Annotated in this window: 19 protein-coding genes and 2 tRNA genes; 14 read left to right on the top strand and 7 right to left on the bottom strand. The window is 66.5% G+C overall.

Annotated elements, in window-relative coordinates:
• The first annotated feature begins 184 nt into the window (after positions 1–184).
• The 14 genes from ACGI6K_RS01405 to ACGI6K_RS01340 all read left to right on the top strand — a co-directional run bounded on the left by ACGI6K_RS01405 (position 185) and on the right by ACGI6K_RS01340 (position 13618).
• The gene (locus tag ACGI6K_RS01405; protein ID WP_376943083.1) at positions 185–973 is read left to right on the top strand and encodes an RraA family protein; all 789 of its coding nucleotides are present in this window, start codon (positions 185–187) and stop codon (positions 971–973) included.
• Positions 974–2127: 1154 nt separating this feature from the next.
• Complete coding sequence (locus tag ACGI6K_RS01400) at positions 2128–2526, top strand: acetyl-CoA sensor PanZ family protein (RefSeq protein WP_376943085.1); 399 nt, start codon at positions 2128–2130, stop codon at positions 2524–2526.
• A 102-nt stretch (positions 2527–2628) separates the two neighbouring features.
• On the top strand, positions 2629–4860 hold the full coding sequence (locus ACGI6K_RS01395) for an AsmA family protein (protein ID WP_376943087.1): 2232 nt from the start codon (positions 2629–2631) through the stop codon (positions 4858–4860).
• Entirely contained in the window at positions 4857–5945 is a 1089-nt protein-coding gene (mutY, locus tag ACGI6K_RS01390) for an A/G-specific adenine glycosylase (RefSeq protein WP_376943089.1), read from the top strand. Before ACGI6K_RS01395 ends, mutY begins: the two co-directional genes overlap by 4 nt.
• On the top strand, positions 5942–6214 hold the full coding sequence (locus ACGI6K_RS01385; protein ID WP_376943091.1) for an oxidative damage protection protein: 273 nt from the start codon (positions 5942–5944) through the stop codon (positions 6212–6214). The genes mutY and ACGI6K_RS01385 overlap by 4 nt, the downstream gene beginning before the upstream one ends.
• Before the next feature lie 107 nt (positions 6215–6321).
• Positions 6322–6397 (top strand) — tRNA-Phe (locus ACGI6K_RS01380).
• Positions 6398–6438: 41 nt separating this feature from the next.
• Positions 6439–6514, top strand: a tRNA-Phe gene (locus ACGI6K_RS01375).
• 281 nt (positions 6515–6795) lie between these two features.
• Positions 6796–7353: a 4Fe-4S dicluster domain-containing protein gene (locus tag ACGI6K_RS01370; RefSeq protein WP_376943093.1), complete on the top strand. Its 558-nt coding sequence runs from the start codon at positions 6796–6798 to the stop codon at positions 7351–7353.
• 1 nt (position 7354) lies between these two features.
• On the top strand, positions 7355–9253 hold the full coding sequence (gene cooS / locus ACGI6K_RS01365; RefSeq protein WP_376943095.1) for an anaerobic carbon-monoxide dehydrogenase catalytic subunit: 1899 nt from the start codon (positions 7355–7357) through the stop codon (positions 9251–9253).
• A gap of 10 nt (positions 9254–9263) precedes the next feature.
• Positions 9264–10496: an NAD(P)/FAD-dependent oxidoreductase gene (locus tag ACGI6K_RS01360; RefSeq protein ID WP_376943097.1), complete on the top strand. Its 1233-nt coding sequence runs from the start codon at positions 9264–9266 to the stop codon at positions 10494–10496.
• Positions 10487–11287 carry an AAA family ATPase gene (locus ACGI6K_RS01355; RefSeq protein ID WP_376943099.1) on the top strand — a complete coding sequence of 267 codons (801 nt, stop codon included), beginning with the start codon at positions 10487–10489 and terminating at the stop codon, positions 11285–11287. Before ACGI6K_RS01360 ends, ACGI6K_RS01355 begins: the two co-directional genes overlap by 10 nt.
• Positions 11288–11313: 26 nt before the next feature.
• Positions 11314–11535 carry a carbon monoxide dehydrogenase gene (locus tag ACGI6K_RS01350; RefSeq protein ID WP_376943101.1) on the top strand — a complete coding sequence of 74 codons (222 nt, stop codon included), beginning with the start codon at positions 11314–11316 and terminating at the stop codon, positions 11533–11535.
• 31 nt (positions 11536–11566) lie between these two features.
• Positions 11567–12130, top strand: a complete 564-nt coding sequence (locus ACGI6K_RS01345; protein ID WP_376943103.1) for a HupE/UreJ family protein — start codon at positions 11567–11569, stop codon at positions 12128–12130.
• Between the two features lie 411 nt (positions 12131–12541).
• On the top strand, positions 12542–13618 hold the full coding sequence (locus ACGI6K_RS01340; protein WP_376943105.1) for an MBL fold metallo-hydrolase: 1077 nt from the start codon (positions 12542–12544) through the stop codon (positions 13616–13618).
• Positions 13619–13712: 94 nt separating this feature from the next.
• Here the strand turns inward: ACGI6K_RS01340 and cptA are convergent, their stop codons facing one another.
• From cptA to ACGI6K_RS01305, 7 genes are all read right to left on the bottom strand, one after another.
• On the bottom strand, positions 13713–15482 hold the full coding sequence (gene cptA / locus ACGI6K_RS01335; protein ID WP_376943107.1) for a phosphoethanolamine transferase CptA: 1770 nt from the start codon (positions 15480–15482) through the stop codon (positions 13713–13715).
• Positions 15483–15695: 213 nt separating this feature from the next.
• On the bottom strand, positions 15696–16085 hold the full coding sequence (locus ACGI6K_RS01330) for a hydrogenase maturation protease (RefSeq protein WP_376943109.1): 390 nt from the start codon (positions 16083–16085) through the stop codon (positions 15696–15698).
• Complete coding sequence (locus ACGI6K_RS01325; RefSeq protein WP_376943111.1) at positions 16070–16297, bottom strand: hypothetical protein; 228 nt, start codon at positions 16295–16297, stop codon at positions 16070–16072. Before ACGI6K_RS01325 ends, ACGI6K_RS01330 begins: the two co-directional genes overlap by 16 nt.
• Positions 16298–16624: 327 nt before the next feature.
• The gene (locus ACGI6K_RS01320) at positions 16625–16954 is read right to left on the bottom strand and encodes a hypothetical protein (protein WP_376943113.1); all 330 of its coding nucleotides are present in this window, start codon (positions 16952–16954) and stop codon (positions 16625–16627) included.
• Between the two features lie 354 nt (positions 16955–17308).
• A complete protein-coding gene (locus tag ACGI6K_RS01315) occupies positions 17309–17839 on the bottom strand; it encodes a DUF3617 domain-containing protein (protein ID WP_376943115.1) in 531 nt (176 codons plus the stop codon).
• A gap of 31 nt (positions 17840–17870) precedes the next feature.
• On the bottom strand, positions 17871–18785 hold the full coding sequence (locus ACGI6K_RS01310; RefSeq protein WP_376943117.1) for a transglutaminase family protein: 915 nt from the start codon (positions 18783–18785) through the stop codon (positions 17871–17873).
• Complete coding sequence (locus tag ACGI6K_RS01305; RefSeq protein ID WP_376943119.1) at positions 18782–21277, bottom strand: circularly permuted type 2 ATP-grasp protein; 2496 nt, start codon at positions 21275–21277, stop codon at positions 18782–18784. The genes ACGI6K_RS01310 and ACGI6K_RS01305 overlap by 4 nt, the downstream gene beginning before the upstream one ends.
• Positions 21278–21289 lie beyond the last annotated feature (12 nt).

The raw sequence follows: 21289 nt of genomic DNA, 5'->3' as shown, positions 1-21289 counted from the left end.
GTGGCAACCCGTGCCGGACAGTCCAAGTCGGTGGACTCCTCTCGATCCGCTCCCGAATGCAGTATCGACGTAAAAAGCTCTTTCATTTCTATAAGGACTTGAGAAATACTAAGCCGGGATTCAAAGTATAGATGCCCTAAAAAACCTGCGCCCTAAAACAATTACTTTCCAAGGCAAATTCTAGATGAATAAAACAATGGTTAAGACTGCTCTCTGTGGCGCACTATTACTTTGCTCTTCTGCTCCTTTAATAGCAGCAGATACCAGTACCCCTAATGTGGAGCCCAAAGTAGGCTTTAGAATTTTCACCAAGGTCAACCGCCCCAACCAAGAGCTGGTCGAAAGTTTCCGCGGTCTGCCTGTAGCCAATATTTCTGATATGGTCAGTCGCACCAGGGTTGTGGATGCCCGCATCAAAAAAATTAGCAAAAACAACCTACTGGGTGTGGCTTTCACGGTAAAAACTCGGCCGGACGATAACCTCATGGCCCATAAAGCCATACAAATGGCCCAACCCGGCGACATTATCGTGATTGATGCCCGAGGTGATTTAAACAATGCCATTATTGGCGAGCAGATGGTGCGCACCGCTATTCAGCGCAAACTGGCGGGCATTATTGTAGATGGGGCTGTCCGCGATTATAAATATCTAACCGAACAAACAGATATTCCGGTTTACGCTGCCGGTGTAACTCCTGCCGGCCCCTATAAAGATGGCCCCGGTGAAATTAATACTCCAGTCAATATTGGCGGTATCGTTGTCAGACCCGGAGATATTTTAATTGGTGATGATGATGGTATTGTTGTTATTGAGCCCTCCACCGCCAAACAAGTAGCCGAACAATCGAAAAAGAAGAACGACGCCGAAGCCAGCGCCATCAGTAAGATTGTTAAAGGTGAACAGGATCACTCTTGGATTGACCGTAATCTGCAAGAAAAATCCGTGCAGATTATTGATGACTACTACCAATAAATCTTTTGCGCCTTGCTTGGATTCAGCCTTTATCTAAAAGGCACTCAATAAAATAACTAACAGCAATATCACCTGATACAAGGGCACTCTGTGAGCAAAGCTCACACTGCCCTTTAAGCTCATCCGTGTTGAGCGTGAGCTATCAAGGCTTTCATTTCTTTTATAAAGGCAGGGCGAGGCCTCGGCCGGGACATTGGCGCTGCAGCTCTTGCGTCCCTCTTTTCCAGCCCCCTTGGCGGCGCTGCCGACCCGGATTGACGTCGAGTCGATTACCAGCCCGATAAAGCCGTTTTCACGCAGGCACCGGCGCGAATATCGCGGATATCAGCCGAAGGCAGCGTCCGATGTCGAGTACGTCAAACGCAGGCAGGGCCGGCACGCAGGGCAATCGCATGAAGCGCTCGCCTGATACCAGACTGGAAAGATTGTGTGAGCCTTGGCATGGCTGCTTGCCGAGTAGCCGGACAGTCCCTGTTTCGGCCCCCCCGGCCGAGTCACTTTTTCTTACCTGGCCACGAAAAAGTAACCAAAAAGAAGGCCACCCCCTCATCCGGGCGGCCTGACAAGCCGTGCCACAAGAGCGAAAGCGCTTTCAGGCAACCCGGAGCCCGACTCCCGTTCAGAAGGCCGAGCGCAGGCGGCGCGTAGAGGGGCGAGCCGCGGGGAGGCGGCGAGAGTCGTACGAGGGGCATGGATGCCCCTTGTGCGACGACCCCCGGAGCGGCGCCGGAGCGAGGGAACCCCGGCGAGCCGGGGCCGAATGACCGGGCGCGCTTTCTCTTTGGTTACTTTCTCTTTGCGCGCGCAAAGAGAAAGTGACTCGGCCGGGGGGCCGAAACAGGAAGTATCCAGCCCCTCGGCAAGCAGCCGATGCACCGGATTTGAAGACCACGCCGGAACGACCAGGCACACAATCTTTCCAGTCCGGTATCGGAAAGACATTTCGTGCGATTGCCCTGGGCCGGCACGGGCGTTTCCTCGCCGAGAAGAAACAGGTGATACCATGGCCGGGCTTGCTGGCGTTGATCGAGCCGTTCTATCCCGGACCGGCGATGGTCGGCCGCCCTATCCGCCGGAAACCATGCTGCGCATCCATCCATTGTAGAACTGGTTCGTCTTGAGCGATCCAGCAGACGACAAGGTCTTCGAAAACCATGCCTGTCCACGTCGAAACGCTCACCGCCGCCAGCCCCCAGGACCGCCTCGACCTGGCGAAGATCTACGCCGACGCTCCCGGCTGGCTGCTGGCCCCGCATGCCGATGCCGAACGTCTGATCGCCGCCGGGCTCGAACGCGGCACGCTGATCGCCGGCCGCTTCAACGACCGCCTGCTCGGCGCCGCCCTGCTGGAAAGGAACGATGATTGCTGGCGGCTGTCGCACCTCTGCGTGCGGCGGATCACCCGCGGCCGAGGCGTCGCCCGCCGCCTGCTCGACGAGGCCAAGCGCCTCGCCGAAGCGGCCGGTAAACCCCTGCGCCTGGCCGGCCCCGTCGACCAGTTGCAAAGCCAGGCCCTGGCCGCCCGCAGCCAATTGCCGCTGGACCCCATGTGAGCTTGCGCCGGTGCTCGGCCGCCGGACACGCATGGCTCGTGCCGGCATGATCGGTCGTTATACTCGACGGCCAACTCCATCGCCCCCACAAGGACTCCGCCCATGAAAACACTCGGCAAAATCCTTGGCCTGCTCGTCCTCGGGCTGCTGCTGGTCGTCGTCGCCCTCGGCTTCGCACTTACCCACTTGTTCGATCCCAACGATTACAAGGACGAAATCCGCCAGCTCGCCCGCGACAAGGCCAATCTGGAACTGACCCTGAACGGCGACATTGGCTGGAGTCTTTTCCCCTGGCTAGGCCTGCAGTTGCAACAGACCAGCGTGGCCAGCGCCCGCACCCCCGACCAGCCGTTCGCCGACTTAGACATGATCGGCCTATCGGTACGGGTGCTGCCGCTGCTACGCCGGGAGATCCAAATGAGCGATATCCGCGTCGACGGCCTCGAACTGCACCTGCGCCGCGACAAGCAGGGCCGCGGCAACTGGGAAGACATCGGCCGTCCGGCACGGATGGCCGAGCAGCCGGAAGCCACCGCCGGGACGGACACGGTACCGGCCGAAGCGCCCGCCGCGGCCGATGCGGGTAGCGCCCGGGCGCTGCGCCTAGACATCGACAGCCTGGCGCTGAACAACGCCCGGGTGGACTACCTGGACGAACGCAGTGGCCAGAAATTCACTGCCGAGAGCATCCAGCTCAACAGCGGCGCGATACGCCCGAACAGCGACATCCCCCTCAAGCTGACCGCCTTCTTCGGCAGCAACCAGCCGGTCATGCGCGCGCGCACCGATATCGAGGGCGTGCTGCGCTTCGACTCCGCACTCCAGCGCTTCCAGTTGGGCAACGCCCGGCTGTCCGGCGAAGCCTCGGGCGAACCGCTCAAGGGCAAGAGCCTGAACTTCGCCGCTCAGGGCGAACTGCTCGCCGACCTGGCCGCCCAGGTAGCCGAATGGAACGGCCTGAAGCTAAGTGCCAACCAGTTACGCGCCATCGGTGAACTGAAAGTGCGCGAGCTGGACAAGACTCCGCAACTGAGCGGCGGCCTGTCCATCGCCCAGTTCAACCCACGCGAATTTTTCGCCGGCCTCGGCCAGGAGCTACCGGCGACGGCCGATCCCGCCAGCCTGACCCGCCTCGAACTGACTACCCAGTTGGGCGGCTCGCCGAGCGCCGTGGCCTTCGACAAGCTCGACCTGAAGCTGGACGACAGCCAGTTCACCGGCCGCATCGCCGTCGCCGACCTCGCCCGCCAGGCCCTGCGCGTACAGCTCAAGGGCGATAAGCTGGACCTCGACCGCTACCTGGCGCCGAAGAGCGAGAAGCGGGAGGCCACCGGCGCCGCGCGCCAGGCCGAAGTCAAGGGTGCCGTGGCCAGCGCCATCCAGAACAGCGATACCCCGCTGCCCGATGCCCCCACCCAGCAGGCCTGGAGCGAAGACCCCGTGCTGCCGGTCGACACCCTGCGCAAACTGGACCTGCAGGCCAGCCTCGACGTCGGCCAGTTGACCATCGAGCGCCTGCCGGTCGGCAACGCCCACCTGCAGGCCAGCGCCAAGGACGGCCTGCTGACCCTGCAGAGCCTGCGCGGCGAACTCTTCGGCGGCGGCTTCGAGACGCAGGCCAGCCTCGACGCCCGTCCGTCTACGCCCTTGCTGAACCTGCAGCAGCGCCTCAGCCAGATTCCGGTGGAGAAATTCATCCAGACGGAAGACAAGGAAACGCCGCCCATCAAGGGCCAGCTCGACCTGAATGCCGACCTGGAAACCCGCGGCAACAGCCAAAAGGCCTGGATCGAAGGGCTCAACGGCACGGCCAGCTTCGCCCTCCACAAAGGCGTACTGCCCGAAGCCAACCTCGAACAGCAGCTCTGCCTGGCCATCGCCACCCTCAACCGCAAAGGCCTGAACAATCCGCCCAAGGCCAAGGACACACCCTTCGAGGAACTCAAGGGCAACTTGCGCTTTACCAACGGCGTTGCCAGCAACCCCGACCTCAAGGCGCGCATTCCCGGCTTGACGGTCAACGGCAACGGCGACCTGGACCTGCGCGTGCTCGGCATGAACTACCGCATCGGCGTGATCATCGAAGGCGACAGGCGCGCCATGCCCGATGCCGCCTGCCAGGTCAACGAGCGCTATGTCGGCCTGGAATGGCCGGTCCGCTGCCGCGGCCCGCTGGAACTGGGCGCCAAGGCCTGCCGCCTGGACCGTGACGGCCTGCGCCAGATCGCCGCCAAGCTGGCCGGCGAGAAGCTCAACGAGAAGCTCGAAGAAAAACTCGGCGACAAGGTCAGCCCGGAACTCAAGGATGCGCTAAAGGGGCTGTTTAACCGATGACTCCTGAGCAATTCGGCAGCGCCGTGCTCGCCTGGTACGACGATCACGGCCGCAAGGACCTACCCTGGCAGCGGGACATCACCCCCTACCGGGTATGGGTCTCGGAAATCATGCTACAGCAGACCCAGGTCGCCACCGTGCTCGGTTACTACGAGCGTTTCATGGCCGCCCTGCCGACGGTGCAGACTTTGGCCGCGGCACCCGAGGACGAGGTGCTGCACCTGTGGACCGGACTCGGCTACTACAGCCGTGCGCGCAACCTGCACAAGACTGCGAAGATCCTGGTCGCCGAGCATGCCGGCGAATTCCCCCGCTCGGTGGAGGCCCTCGCCGAACTGCCCGGAATCGGCCGCTCCACCGCCGGCGCCATCGCCAGCATCGGCATGGGGCTGCGCGCGCCGATCCTCGACGGCAACGTCAAGCGCGTGCTGGCCCGCTACCTGGCCGAGGACGGCCATCCCGGCGAGCCCAGGGCGGCGAAGCGCCTGTGGGAAGCCGCCGAACGCCTCACTCCCGAGGCACGGGTCAACCACTACACCCAGGCGATGATGGACCTCGGCGCCACCCTCTGCACCCGTACGCGCCCGAGCTGCCTGCTCTGCCCGCTGGCGAGCGGCTGCCGCGCCCACCTGCTCGGCCGCGAGACCGACTACCCGACGCCCAGGCCGCGCCGAGAACTACCGCGCAAGCGCACCCTGATGCCGCTGCTGGCCAGCCGCGATGGCGCCATCCTGCTCTACCGGCGCCCGTCCAGCGGGCTCTGGGGCGGGCTCTGGAGCCTGCCGGAACTGGACAACCTGGCAGCCCTCGAACCCCTCGCTGCCCGCCATGCCCTGCATCTCGGCGAGCGCCGCGCGCTGCCGGGCCTGACCCACACCTTTAGCCATTTCCAGTTAGCCATCGAACCCTGGCTGGTCACAGTGGAAAGCGCCGGCTCCGCCGTGGCCGAAGCCGACTGGCTCTGGTATAACCTCGCCGCGCCGCCGCGCCTGGGCCTCGCCGCCCCGGTGAAGAAACTGCTCAAACGCGCCCAGGGCGAACTGCAGCCCCCGGCGGACCGGCCGATTTCGAGGAGAAGCCCATGACCCGCACCGTGCATTGCCGCAAGTACAAAGAGGAACTGCCCGGCCTCGACCGCCCGCCCTACCCGGGCCCCAAGGGCGAGGACATCTACAACAACGTTTCCAGGCAGGCCTGGGACGAATGGCAGAAGCACCAGACCATGCTGATCAACGAGCGTCGGCTGAACATGATGAACGCCGAGGACCGCAAGTTCCTGCAGGCGGAAATGGAGAAGTTCCTCTCCGGCGAGGAATACGCCCAGGCCGAGAGCTACGTGCAGCCGAAGGAGTGAAGCCCCGAACCACTCGCGGCGCCGCGCTAACCGCTTAAAAAAGCTAATTTTTTAGCCGGCCACAGTTGACGCTCCGGCGTCAAGAAGGTTTAATGCCGGCCGTTGTTGCCCAGGTAGCTCAGTCGGTAGAGCAGGGGATTGAAAATCCCCGTGTCGGCGGTTCGATTCCGTCCCTGGGCACCACTTCCCGCCAAGTGGTACTCCCGCAGTCGCAACGCCCATTCGCCCAGGTAGCTCAGTCGGTAGAGCAGGGGATTGAAAATCCCCGTGTCGGCGGTTCGATTCCGTCCCTGGGCACCATTTCGACGAAGGCCCCCGTACATGGCGTACGGGGGCCTTCGTGCTTTCGGGCTCCCCACCCGAAACGAGCCGCTCTCTCCCCCGTTCATCCCCGACTCCGGGCCAGTGTCGGCCAGCCGACAGACAGGCGCGGTCCGCTTCGCTATCGTCCTTCCAAAATTGCCTCGTCCGCGGCCGAGCCGCCGACCCGAGAGGAGCCTTACGTTGATAATCCACTGTCACTGCCGGACCCGCCAGGCCAGGGAAAGACCGGCGCCCCCCGTGGCACAGGAGTGATGCCGATGTCCAAGACCATCTTCACCGTGGCCGAGAAGTGCGTCGCCTGCAAATCGTGCGAAATCGCCTGCGCGGTCGAACACTCCCGGTCGAAAACCCTGGCCGGCGCCATCCTCGAGACGCCGCCGCCGCAGCGGCGGATCAACGTGGAAGGCGTCGGTGCCTACAGCTACCCGTCGCGCTGCCAACATTGCAGCGATGCCGCCTGCGTCACCGCCTGCCCGACCGGGGCGATGCAGCGCGACGGCTGCGACGCGGTGTTTTCCGATGCCGACAAGTGCATCGGTTGCTGGATGTGCGTGGTCGTCTGCCCCTTCGGCGGGGTGACCGCCGATCCGGTCGGCAAGAAGGCGCTGAAATGCGACCGCTGCCCCGAGCGCACGGCCAAGGGCGAGGCGCCGGCCTGCGTAGCGGCCTGCCCGACCGGCACCCTCCTCTATCTCACGCCGGAAGAATTCGCCGCGGAACGCCGCCAGGCGACGGCCAGGGCGGCCATCTGCGGCGGCCAGGCGGACGAACCCAACGGCATGGACATCCTGCGATCTTTGAAGAGAACCCACTGATATGGCCGATACCACGCTTCCCGTCATCGAGGGCGCCCTGCTCAAGGTCGCCGGCGACAGAGGCTTCGCCACCGCCCGCGACCGCCTGGAGGTCATGAGCCCGCAGTGCGGCTTCGGCGAGCTGGGCACCTGCTGCCGCATCTGCTACATGGGCCCGTGCCGCATCGATCCCTTCGGCAACGGCCCGAAGACCGGCGTGTGCGGCCTGACCCCCGACGCCATGGTCGCCCGCAACCTGCTGCGCGACACCGTGGGCGGTACCGCCTCGCACGTCGGCCATGCCCGCCACGTGCTGCTGACCCTGCGCGACGCGCTGAACGGCAAGGCGCCCTACCAGATCAAGGGCGTATCCAAGGTGATGGCCCTGGCCAAGACCTTCGGCGTGCCGACCGAGGGCCGCGAGGTCAACGACATCTGCCGCGACTTGGTGAACATCGCCCTGGAGGATTTCGGCCGCCAGGACGAGTTGCCCAACAACTGGATGAGCAAGCGCGCACCGGCCGAGGAGCAGGCGCTGTGGAGCGACCTGGGGCTGATGTACTCCAACCCGCACAACGAGATCGAGACGGCGATGCACGCCACCTCGATGGGCAACGACGCCGATCCGCTCTCGTTGATGCTGCGCGTGCTGAAGATGAGTCTGATCGACGGCTGGACCGGCCTGACCCTGTGCGTCGACCTGCAAGACATCCTGTTCGGCGTGCCGGAGATCGCGGTGACCGAGGCCGCCGTCGGCGTGCTCGAAGAGAACAGCGTCAACGTCGCCGCCCACGGCCACAACCCGGTGCTTTCGGAAAAGATCCTCGAATGGGCCGAGAAACTGGAGGGCGACGCCATCGCCGCCGGTGCCGAGCGCATCAACGTGGTCGGCGTGTGCTGCACCGGCAACGAGCTGAGCATGCGCCACGGCGTCAAGCTGGCGGCGCACAACTCGCAGACCGAGCTGATCCTTACCACCGGCGCGGTCGACGCCATGGTGGTGGACATCCAGTGCATCTGGCCGCAGCTCGCGCAGGTCGCCAAGTGCTTCGACACGGCGTTCATCACCACCGATGCAATGGTGCGGATTCCCGATGCCATCCACATTCCCTTCGAGCCGCACCACGCCGACGAGAGCGCCCGCGAGATCGTGCAGAAGGCCATCGACGCCTTCCGCCGCCGGCGCGGCAAGCCGGTCGACATTCCCCGGCACAAGAGCACAGCGGTGGCCGGCCTGTCGGTGGAAGCCATCGTCGACCTGCTCGCCAAGCTGGATGCCGAGGACCCGCTCAAGCCGGTGATCGACAACGTGGCTAACGGCAATATCTTCGGCTTCGTCGGAGTGGTCGGCTGCTCGAGCATCAAGTTCCGCGACAACGCCATGACCGAGGAAATGGTCAAGCATCTGCTGCGCCAGAACGTGCTGGTGCTGACCACCGGCTGCACCGCGCACATCTGCGCCCAGGACGGCCTGATGACCAGCGAGGCTACTTACCGCTACTGCGGCGACGGTCTCAAGGCAGTGCTCGAAGTGCTGGGCAAGGCCGCCGGCCTCGACGGTCCGCTGCCGCCGGTCTGGCACATGGGCGCCTGCGTCGACAACTCGCGCATCGTCGACCTGATGGTGGCCCTGGCCAAACGCCTCGGCGTCAAGGTCGGCCAGTTGCCCGCGGTGGGCTCGGCGCCGGAACTGGTACAGGAAAAGGCCGTGTCCATCGGCGGCTCCTTCCTAGCGCTCGGCGTGTCCTGCCACATCGCTCCGGCGCCGCGCATCCTCGGCGGCCCGATGGTCACCAAGCTGCTCACCGAGGACCTGCAGGAATTGACCGGCGCCGTGGTACGGGTGGAGCTGGAGCCCAAAGGCGCCGCCGACTGGATGATCGCGCACATCGCCGGAAAACGCGCGGCTCTGGGGATCTGACGGGGGCGACATGAAGATCGTCATCATCGGCAACGGACCGGCGGCGATCTCCGCCGCCGAGACCCTCCGAGCCCAAGACCAGGGCTGCGAAATCGTCATGCTCTCCCAGGAGAAGGTGCCCTTCTATTCGCCCTGCCCGCTGGCCGAGTACGTGGAAGGCAGCGTCTGCCGGGAACGGCTATTCCTGCGCGATGCGGATTTCTACGCCCGCAACGCCATCAACATCCGCTACGGCAGCCCGGTGCGACGGATCGAGCCATCGGCCCGCCGGGTCTGGAGCGGGGACGAGGCGGTCGCCTACGACCGCCTGCTGATCGCCTCCGGCTCGCGGGCCTTCGTCCCGCCGATCCCCGGTCTGGCCGGTGCCAGGGGAGTGTTCGAACTGAAAACCCTGGACGATGCCGAGGCTATCCTGCGGCGGCTCGCGTTCGCCCGCCGCGCGGTGGTCGTCGGCTCCGGCTTCATCGGCTTGGAGGCCACACAGGCGCTGGTCCGCCGAGGGCTCGAAGTGACCCTGCTGGAGGCCCGCGAGCATGTGCTGCCGGCCATGCTGGACAGCGAAATGGCCGCCCTCGTCGAGCGGCGGCTGGTCGAGCACGGCGTACGGGTGCGTACCGGCTGCGCCGTCGAGCGCATCCTCGAAGGCGCGGACGGCGTGCGCGCGGTGATCGCCGACGGCGACGAGATCCCCTGCGAACTGCTCGTCTGCGCCGCCGGGGTACGCGCCGACCTGTCGATCCTCGAAGGCAGCGGCATCGCCAGCGAGCGGGGCATTCTGGTCGATGCGTGGATGCGCACCAACGTCGAGCATATCTTCGCCGCTGGCGACGTCATCGAGCGCCCGGACGCGCCGGAAAAAAACCGGGTCGCGCCCAACTGGCCGAATGCGGTTTCCAGCGGGCGGATCGCGGCCTACAACATGCTGGGCATCGACAGACGCCATCCGGGACTGGAAGCGGTCAACGTCGTGCGCGTCTTCGACATGCCGATCGCCTCGTTCGGCGTGCAGACGGGCGAAACCTGCCTGCGCTGGCAGGACGGCGCGGGTGCGGTGCGCAAGGTCCTGCTCGAGTCGGGCCGGGTGGCTGGCGGTCAGTTGATCGGCGAGATCAACGGCGCCGGCGTGCTGCACGAGATGATGAAGAAAGGCACCGCCGTCGAGCGCTTCGGTACGCATCTGGTCCATCCCGGCTTCGGCTATATCCACACCATGGAACCTCTGAGGGCTGTCAAATGGGCCTGAAAATCGCCATCAGCGGCAAGGGCGGCGTCGGCAAGACGACGCTGACCGCCTTACTCGCGCACCATTACGCCCGCCAAGGCCGCCGCGTCCTGGCCATCGACGCCGACCCCTCGCCCTGCCTAGGACCGGCGCTGGGTTTCGCCGACTCGGTGCTGATGGACCTGCTGCCGATCTCGGAAATGGCCGAGCTGATCGCCGAGCGCACCGGCAGCGATCCGCGCGGTGGCAGCGGCGGGATGTTCAAGCTCAACCCCAGGGTCGCGGACATCCCCGAACGCTTCTCCGCAAAGCTCGGCGACATCCGCCTGCTGCTGCTGGGCGCTGTGCAGAAGGGCGGCTCGGGTTGCATCTGCCCGGCCAGCACCCTGCTCAAGCAACTGGTCAGGCACGTGCTGCTGGAGCGCGACGAGGTGGTCCTGCTCGACCTCTATGCCGGCGTCGAGCACCTCGGCCGCGGTACCGCCGAGGCCGTCGACGTCATGCTGGCGGTGGCCGAACCGACCAACCGCAGCATGCGCACCGTGCGCCAAGTGCAGGTGCTGGCCCGCGACATCGGCATCGACAGGCTGCTGCTGATCGGCAACAAGGCGGCCGGCGCCGAAGACCGGGCGTTCTTCGAAGGCACGGCTGGCAGCCTGCCACTGGCCGGCTGCCTGGAGATGTCGCCGGCGGCCATGATCGCCGACCGCTCCGGCGCGCCGCTGTACGAGTTGTCGCCCGAACTGGCCCGGCAAGTCGCCGCCATCGCCGAGGCCATCGAGCGGCTGGCCCGATCTGGCGAGCCGGCATAGCACATAGATAAGAGGAGCGAACGACCATGTGCGAGAACTGCAACTGCGGCAGCGCATCCCCGTCCATCGGCCATGTCCATGCCGTGCCGGGACAGCTCATCGAGCACGAGCACGAACACATCCATGCCGACGGCACGGTGCATACTCACCTCCATGTCCATCTGGCACCGCACGGGCCAGGGGCCGTACACCACCACTCCCATGCCAACCTCCAGGGTCCGAAGCGCCCCATCAACGGACGGGACTGAGCCTGTCGGAACCGATCTAGGAACCATCGACATGAAGAAACGCCACCTCCTGCCCCTGCTCGTCCTGCCCCTCCTGCCGGCAGCCGCCTTCGCCCATCCCGGACACCAGGAGAACGGCCTGGTCGCCGGCCTGCTGCATCCCTTCGGCGGCGCCGACCACCTGCTGGCGATGCTGGCCATCGGCATCTGGGCCGCCTTGCAGCCGCGTACGCTGAAATTCGCCGTGCCGGCCGCCTTCCTCGCCGCCCTGCTCGTCGGTTTCCTGCTCGGCGCCAACAGCATCGAGCTGCCGCTGGTGGAAACCGGTATCGCCCTCTCGGTGCTGCTGCTTGGCCTGCTGATCGCCGCCACCGCACGCCTGCCGGCCGCCGCCGCGCTGGCCCTGGCCGCGCTCTTCGCCCTGTTCCATGGCCACGCCCACGGTGCCGAGGCCAGCGGCGATCCGGCGGCCTTCGCCGCTGGCTTCCTCGCCGCCAGCCTGGCCTTGCACCTGGGTGGCGGCCTGCTCGCCACTACCGTCCAGCGCCGCCTGCCCCTGCTGACCCGCGGTGTCGGCGCGCTCATCGCCGCCGGCGGCGCGCTGATGATGATCTGAACGCCGAATCGCGCATGTGGCGGCCAACGGCTGCAAACGACGGGCGGCTACCCGCTGTAAGCCATCGCCTACAGTAGAACGGGCATTCTCCCGATATGCCCGGAACGGCTACCGGAGTAGATTTGCTTCTACCGAGATGTCGAAGGAACGACGCAGGCCGACCAGGGATGGCGGCTAGGGAAAGTCGCGGGATAGCGACCTCCTCAGGACGAGGAATCAGGGATGCGGTTGAACGACGCGAAACGGCGAGGTTGATCACCTCGCCGTTTTCGCGTGCGCCGGAAAAAGGCGGCCGCCGGGCATCGTCCCCTTACGGCGCGACAGCCTCGCATGGCGGCGGCATCCTCGCCGACGCCGGCCTCATCGGCTCGCGCCTCGCGAGACCGGCGAACCGACAGGAGGAGACGGAACATGGCTTTCTTCGCTCGACGTGCCGATGGGCTCAGACTCGAACGCATGCAGGCATCCAGACAGTATGCCGATGGCGGTTTCGTGAACACCTACCCATCCAGCACAGGGCGCGAGCCCGCGGATCGGCCGACGCTGGTCGACCTCCTGTTTCGCGGCGAAGGCCGCACGCCGGAACGCCCACTCCCCGCCTGCGACCCGCGCGCCATCTGGAGACGGCCGGTCGAAACCGGGCTGCGGGCCACCTGGCTCGGCCATTCGACCGTATTGCTGGAAATCGACGGCCAGCGAATCCTGACCGATCCGGTGTGGGGAATGCGCGCCTCGCCGTTACCGTTCGCCGGCCCCAGGCGCTTCCAGCCGGTGCCGGTCGACATCGACGCTTTGCCACCGCTCGACGCGGTGCTGATCTCGCACGACCACTACGACCATCTGGACTATCCCAGCATCCGGGCGCTGGCCGCGCGGCGGGTGCCCTTCGTCACCTCGCTCGGCGTCGGAGTACACCTGGAAGCCTGGGGCGTACCGGCCGGGCGCATCGTCGAACTCGACTGGTGGGAACATACCGTGCTGCCGGGCGGCCTGACGATCAGCGCCGCGCCGTCGCATCACTTCTCGGGACGCGGACTGCGCGATCGCAACGCGACGCTCTGGTCGTCGTTCGCCTTGCGCGGCGAACGCCATGCCGTGTTCTTCAGCGGCGATACCGGGCTCTCGCCGGCCTTCGCCGAGATCGGCCGGCGACTCGGTCCCTTCGATCTGGTGATGATCGAGGTCGGCGCTTTCCATCCGTCCTGGGGAAACGTGCACCTGGGGCCGGACAACGCCCTGCGGGCTTGGGCGCAACTGGGCAGCGGACGTTTCCTGCCGGTGCACTGGGGCACCTTCAACCTGGCGATGCACCCCTGGGCCCAGCCGGCGGACGTGCTGCTGGCGAACGCGCCGGAGGGGCTGCTGATGCCTCGCCTGGGCGAACCAATCGAGCCGGCCCGGCTCGAAACGCCGGAACCCTGGTGGCGCGAACCGGCGGCCGCCTCGCGGGAGTCCGGGTTCCCGGTCCTTCCCGTGAAGGACATCTGAGGCGCGCGCCAGCCGGGCGCGAACGCGCAAAAGCCGGGCGAACCCGGCGGCGACCGAAGCGTCCGCTCGGACGGAGGCGGACGGTCGGCAGAATCTACAGCGGCCGCTCCTTGCCCTCGCGCTCCCGCTGGACGAATTTGTTGCCCGGATCGGCGGACCTCTTCGGCTTGATCAGGCTGAAGTCGATCAGGTTCTTCGGCTGCTGCGGATTGCCGATTAGCAGGGGGCGCCGCTTGAAGTCGGCGCTCACCAGGCTCTTGTCCGGCTCGAACCCGTCGAAGCGCAGGCCGGCCAGGTCCGCCCAGGTGTGGATGAAGTGCGAAGTGCTGTAGGGGCGGTGCAGCGCGGTGGCGAAGTCGCGCGGTTGCTGCGCCTGCCACTTCGGCGAGTTCCAGACGATGAAGGGCACGGTGTACATCGGGCTGGTCGGCGCACCTTCGTTGCGGCCCAGCACCTCGGGGTCGGGTGCGTCGAACACCGCCTCGCCGTGGTCGGCCAAGTACAGCAGAAAGCCGTTGGGGTCGGTGGCGCGGAAGCGCTCGATCAGCGAGGACACCACGTGGTCGTTGTACAGCACGGCATTGTCGTAGCTGTTGTAGGTCGGCAACTGGTCGTCGGTGACGCTGTCCGGCACGCCGGTGCGGTCGGTGAAGCGCTCGAACTCCTGCGGATAGCGGTACTGGTAACGCATGTGGGTGCCCAGCAGGTGTACCACCACGAACTTGCGCGGCGCGTCATCGGCCAGCACCCTGGAAAACGGTTCGAGTACGCCGCCGTCGTACTGGCGGGCGTTCTGGTCGCGGTTGTTGTTCAGGTAAAACTGCTCGTCCGCCTGCTCGGAGAAGGTGGTGAGCATGGTGTTGCGCTTGGTGATGGTCTGCTGGTTGGTGATCCAGTAGGTCTTGTAGCCGGCCTGTTTCATCACGCTGACCAGCGACGGCGTGGTCAGGTATAGATCCGGATGCTCCTGGTCGGCGAAGGTCAGCACCTGCTGCAGCGCCTCGATGGTGTAGGGACGCGGGGTGACCACGTTGTCGAACACCTGCAGTTCGTCGCGCAACCGGTCGAGGTTGGGCGTGGTCGGCCGCGGATAGCCGTAGAGGCTCAGGCGTTGGCGGTTGGTCGACTCGCCGATGACCAGCACCAAGGTCGCGGGCTGCCCGGCGTGGGCGTCGGCCAAATTCTTCAGCGGCAAAATCCGTTCGCTGTTGGCTAGGAGGGCTTCCATGTTGGCCAGTTGCTGCAGGTAATGGCGGTAGCCGATCACCAGTTGCCAGGGCGAGGCCGCCTCGATGCGCTTCTCGAAGTCGTCCAGCGCCACCTGGAACTCTTCGTGCTTGAGGAGCTGGTGCATGCCTTGGTAGCCGACCGAGGTGGTGAACAGCAGCAGGCTAGCGAGCAGCGCCGCCCGGCGCGGCAGGTACACCGGACGCACCTTGCGCCACAGCAGCCAGCCACCCAGGCCGTAGGCGACGACGGCCAGCACGATGCGCCAGGAGAAGTAGTGCCCCAGATACTCGGTCGCCTCGTTCACGTTCGACTCGAACATGATGAAAATGACGCTCTGCGAGAACTCCTGGCCGTACACCAAAAAATAGGCGAAGCCGGCCAGCGAGCACAACCAGAGCAGAGCGCCGATCACGCCCGCCAGCAGCCGGGTGCGGCCGGGAAACAGCAATGGCGGAATCAGCCACAGGACACTGGCCAGCAGGGCCTGGCGGGAACCGGTGGAGCCGGCGACGCCCGAGGCCCAGATCAGCGCCTGGGTCACCCCGGAGAAATACCAGAAGAACAGGAACATCCAGCCCAGCCCGGCCCAATCGATGCCGCCGCGCCCGGCGGGTGCGGATTTCGTTGTCGCCATGAAGTTCCTCGATCGCTGCGTGCGGATGCCGGGCTCGCCCGGCCTTGGCGAGGACTATGCCGCAGCGGCGGTGAAAACTTCGTCAAACTGAAATATGGCCGGATGCCATGAATTTCCGTCGCAAGTGACCGGCCGCCCGGCGCCCCCAGGAACGCGCCGGCACTGTTGCCGCCAGGCGGACGAGTTCGTGGCGAGTCCCGGCGACCGCGCCGCTCAAGGGCGCGCCGAGCGTGAAGCGGCTGCCCTCAGCGCATAGACGACCAGCCGCGGCGGCGCTAGGCCAAGGGTGCGGGCCAGTGCAAGCGCCTCGGTCAGGCCGAGGCCATGGCTGGAAGTGAGCGACGTATCCCGAAGCAGACCGTCCGCGCCCGGATCGAGACGACGGATGCGCTCCGGCTCGCCCTGCGGCGCCGCGGCATCGACGCAGACCAGCACCTCCAGATCGCGCCACGTCTCGATCTGCCCCAGCAGGTCGCCATCGCACAGCCGCAACGCGACGCCCGCCGGCGGCCAGCCACGCAATCGGGCGGCGACCGCCGGGCCGGCGGCGACGTCGCCGCGCTCCGGGTTGCCCAACGCGAGCAGCACTATCCGGGCATGCATGCACGGTGCACGGACAGCTTGAGAAAATGGATCGCGTAGGAAATGCAGGGGTCGTGGTTGTTGATGCTCAGCTCGCAGCGCCGACGGATGACCTCCTCCGGCTGGTCGAGCAGCGACGTGGCGACCGCCTCCAAGTCCGCCTCGATGCTCGGCTGGTTCTGCGCGGTGGGCGGGACGATGCGCGCGGCCTCGACGGAATCGTCGGCGGACAACTCGTAACGGTGCCAGAGGGTGCCACGCGGCCGAACGGGCCGCGTACGCCGACGCTCACACCGACTTCCTGCCGGGTCAGCGCGCCGCTGACCGCGCCGACGTTGCGCACCGTGTGCCCGAAGGCCGTGCCGCGCTCGGCATCGCCGCTCAGGCTGACGGCCACCTCGCCGACGCCGAATACGTAGAACATGTTGAACTGGCCGGGCGCGAAGTCCGCACGGGCGCCGACCAGCGGAGCGAGTTCCAGGGTTACCATGCCGACCAGCTCGCGGCGACGCCGCTCGACCCGGTAGGGCTGCGGCAGGAAAGGATCTGGCGCAACCCTCTCAACGCTTTCCATGGACATCGAGCAGTTGCAGGCCAGTGGCCTGCCCGCTCAACCAGGATCGGCAGGAAGCGCTTCCAGGCCTGCGGCGCGGCGGCGAAGCCGAACAGCGCCTGGTCGGCACGCCGCTCCAGGCGGTACTGGCCGAGCGCCTGGCGGTCGGTCCAGCCGGCCGGTAAGCCACCCCAAAGATCTCGTCGTAGACGATCGCCGCGTCGCGCACGACTGGTCCGCACATCCGAAAGCCGCGGGCGGCGAGGGCTTCGATCAGGGCCTGCGGGCCGTCGCGGTCGAGAACGGCGGCGGCCGTCGCGGTCGGCAGAGCATCCATTTCTCCGGCCCCCTCGTGGTATCCGGGGTGGCGCCTTTCGCCCCGGCTGGCTAGGGTCTGTTGCCGTTTCGGCGCAAGCCGCGTTGCCGCGAGAAATGGCTCCCCCGCTCCCGGCGGGCTTGCGGCATTCACTCCGTCCCTGGAGATTGCGCAGGACGCAGGCAATGGTCATTCCCTTGCCAAGCCCTGCAACGACAGCGGCAGCCATTTCCCGCGCAACCCGAAGGGCCGGGCCGGTTTTTGCGCGGTGTGTCGTTACTCGACGGCTCATCTAAACGACCGGACTTCGCGTCTCGTGCCTAACCCCGCGCAAAAACCGGCTCCGGCGCGGTCGCGGCGAAACGGCAACAGACCTTAGCGTTTCCCCTGGCCGGGCTTGAGCCCGCCGCAATCGCCGTCCACCCAGCGGGCATGGGATTCCATGTGGGTGACGCCCTTGCCGGTGGCGACAATGTTCACCACCGTGGTGAACTCGCGCTCGCTGACGAAGCGGGTCTCGCCCTCGCCTTGGGAGTCCGGGCAGTGGAAGCGGAACCGCCAGAGCCGGTCGCTGCGTTCGGTCACTTCCTGCTCGCAGCCGGGGCGGTCGTTCTGGAACGGCAACGCCTGGGCCCTGACCTGCTCCTCGCTCAGACAGGCGCGTACCCCTTTGTCGCCCATCTCGACGCCTTGCCGGGCCAGCATCTCCTCCATCGACTTGCGCTGCTCGGGCGGCAGCTTCTGCATCTGCGCCCGGATCTCCTGCATGTCGGGCAGCGGCTTGCCGCCCGCCACCACGCCCCTGGAGTCGAACTCCCAGAGGCCGGGGAGAATGTCCAGCGCCTGCGCCGGTAGCGCGGACACCGCCAGGGCGGTCGTGAGCAACAAGAATAGCGGGGATTTCATGAAAGACTCCTGTTCGAAGGATGTGGCGGCTTCAAAGCGCGTGCCGCTCGGCCTCGGCCAGGGGCATGACGGTGACGCTCACCTCCGGATCGTGGCTGCCGCCGCCGAGAATCACCCCGCGCAGCGGGGAAACGTCGGCGAAGTCTCGGCCCCAAGCCAGGGTGATGTGTTCCAGGGCCGGACGCATGTTGTTGGTGGGGTCGAAGTCGACCCAGCCCTGACGCGGGCAGTAGACCGAGATCCAGGCATGCGAGGCGTCGGCGCCGATCAGTCGCGGCTGGCCGGGCGGCGGCGTGGTCAGCAGGTAGCCGCTGACGTAGCGCGCCGCCAAGCCACGCGAGCGCAGGCAGGCGAGCATCAGGTGGGCGAAGTCCTGACAGACCCCGCGACGCTCCTCGAGCACCTGCGCCAGAGGTGTAGCCACCTGGGTGGCGGAGGCATCGAAGGTGAACTCCTTGAAGATCTTTTCCATCAGCGCCTGCACCGCCAGCAACAGCGGCCGCCCGGCGACGAAGCAGTCGTCGGCGTAGGCGGCGAAGTTCTGTTCGAGCAGCACATAGGGCGAGTCGAAGCGAAAGCGCGCCGCCTCCAGTTGCTCGGCGCCCAGCGGCCGGCCGCTGTAGGCCAGGTCCAGGCAGACGCGTTCCCAGGCCGGCGAATCGTCCAGCTCGAAGGCCGGGCGCGGTAGCACCTCCACCTGCAGCCGGGCGCGTACCTCCAGCTCGTGGTGCGGGCACTCGAAGGCCAGGCGGGTCAGCGGGTTGCCGAAGGCATCGAGATCGTCGATCCGCCAGGTCGGCGGCGGGCCGATGTGCAGCTCGCGGCTGCGGCAGCGCTGCCAGGGACAGTCGCGCGGCCACAGGTGGGCCAATTGCTTGGCCAGGGAGACCGGCGCCGCGTAGCGATAGTGGGTGGCGTGGACGATGCGGTAATGGGCAGAGGTCATCGCGACTGGGTCCGTTGGCTGGCGTCGACGTGAACGAAGAAGCGCAGGCCGAGGTGGTCGGAAAGCCGTCCCCCCTCCGCAGCGACCTCGCACAGCAGATCGGCCAGCTCGTTCGGCGCGGCGGAATTGCCGAGGTGGGAGAAGGGGTTGTACTCCAGACGCCCGAGGTCGAAGGCGGCCAGGCGGTCGTGCAGGGCTTGCAGATCCACCTCCAGAGCCATCCCGAAGCTCTCGCCGAGGCGGCGCAGTGAGCTGCGCAGCACATGCAACTGGTAGAGCACGGCATGCGGGTTCTGCTCGTCGAGCAGGAGCAGGTCGAGCACCGGGATCAGTTGCGCGGTGGCCAGGTAGCGGGTGCGGTAGGTGATGCTGCTGTTGCCCAGTTCGAGCAGCCAGGCCAGCGCCGACTGGTCGTGCACGGCCTGACCGCGCAGGAAGCCGGCGATGCTCTCGGCGAGGAACTGCAGGCGCTCGATGCGGCAGCCGATCAACAGGAACAGCCAGCCGTGGTCGCGGGTCATGTCGTCGAGGACGAAACCGGCGAGGGCCGCCATGGACACCAGTTGGCTATCGAGGAAATCGAGCAGTTCGCCCAGGTCCGCCTGTTCGTTCTCCAGGCACTGCGCCGCCCGCTGCAATTCCAGCAGGGCCTGCCAGTTCTGCTGGGACAGCTTGCCACGCACACTGGCCGCGGCCATGTGCAGGTAGTGCAGATTGTTGCGCAGGCTGGACGGCCAGTCCTTGCCCAGTACGGCCCGGCGCAGCCGGCTTTCCAGGTCGCAGTCGCAGGTGGGCGGAGGCAGTAGGCCGAGGCCCTCGGCCACGGCCAGCGCGGCCTGTTGGGCCTGCGGATCGTTGCCGTTGTCGACGTAGCCGGCCAGCATGATGCGCAACAGGCGCGCGCCTTCCTCGCAACGTTCGCTGTAGCGGCCGAACCAGTAGAGATTCTCCACCACCCGCGACGGCAGGTAGGGGTCGCTACGCACGATATCGCTTACACCCAGCGGACGCACCCATTGCCAGGGCTCGCTGGCGGCATGGCGTCCGCCGAGTACCCAGGTGTCCTTGCTCGCACCGCCGCGCTGCATCGACAGCATCTCGGCATTGGCATGCGCGGCGACCCGGGTCAGGCCACCGGGCATCACCCGGTAGCCATCGGCGCTGGCCACGGCGAATACCCGCATGCCGATCGGCCGCGCCTCCAGCTTGCCGTGCTTGCCCTGCCAGACCGGCGCCCGCGACAATTGCGGGCGCTCCAAGCCGACATAAGCGTAGGGCCGCTGACGCAGGCGCTCGGCCAGGGCCGCGCGCTGCCTGGCGTCCAGCTCGGGTCCGAATAGCGGATTGAAGTGGCGCGACGGGTAGGCCGAGCGGATCAGCAGTTGCGGCAGCTTCTTCAGCACTTCCTGCAGCACCGGCGGCTCGCCGCACCACCAACTGGCGATGGACGGCAACAGCAGTTCCTCGTCGAACAGCGCGCGGCTGATCGCCGGCAGGAAGCCCGGCAGCCCGGGAGACTCCAGCACGCCGCTGCCGAGGGCATTGGCCACCAGCACCCGGCCGGCACGGACCGCCTCGAGCAGGCCGGGCACGCCGAGGGCGGAGTCGGTGCGCAACTCCAGCGGATCGCAGTAGTCGTCGTCGAGGCGGCGCAGCAGGGCGTGGACCCGCTTCAGGCCGCCCAGGGTCTTCAGGTAGACGGTGGCGTCGCGCACCGTCAGGTCGCTGCCCTCGACCAGCGGATAGCCGAGGTGGCGTGCCAGGTAGAGGTGCTCGAAGTAACTCTCGTTGAAGCGCCCTGGGGTCAGCAACACCACCAGCGGGGTCTCGTCACCGGTCGGCGCCTCGCGCGCCAGGGTCTCGCGCAGGGTATGGAAGTAGCCGGCCACGTACTGCACGCGCAGGTCGCGGTACAGGTCGGGGAAGGCGCGCGAGACGAACTGGCGGTTCTCCAGAGCGTAGCCGGCGCCGGAGGGCGCCTGGGTACGGTCGGCGGTGACCCACCAGCGGCCGTCCGGCGCCCGTGCCAGGTCCACCGCGTAGACATGCAGCCAGGTGCCGCCCGGCGGCTCGATGCCCTGGCAGGGCCAGAGGAAATTGCTGTGCCCGAACACCAAATCGGTGGGCAGCAGGCCCTCGGCGAGCAGCCGCTGCGGACCGTAGATGTCGGCCAGCACCGCGTTCAGCAGGGTCGCGCGCTGCGCCACGCCCTCGGCGAGCTGCCGCCACTCCTCGGCGGGAATGATATTGGGCAGCAGGTCCAGCTCCCAGGGCCGGTCGGCACCGTCGGGATCGGCGTAGACGTTGTAGGTCACCCCGTTTTCCTGAATCTGCCGGGTCAGCAGGGCTTGGCGCTGGCGCAGTTGCGCCGGCGTACAGCGGCGCAGCAGATCGAACATCGCGCGCCAGTGCGGACGAACCCTGCCGCTGGCGTCGAAGACTTCGTGGTAGGTCGTAGCGTCGCGCGGATAGTTGGCAAACAGATCGGACATGGGTGACTCGAA

This window comes from Azorhizophilus paspali (assembly GCF_043587585.2).
Lineage (GTDB): Bacteria > Pseudomonadota > Gammaproteobacteria > Pseudomonadales > Pseudomonadaceae > Azotobacter > Azotobacter paspali.
This window is presented reverse-complemented; position numbering and strand designations above follow the sequence as displayed.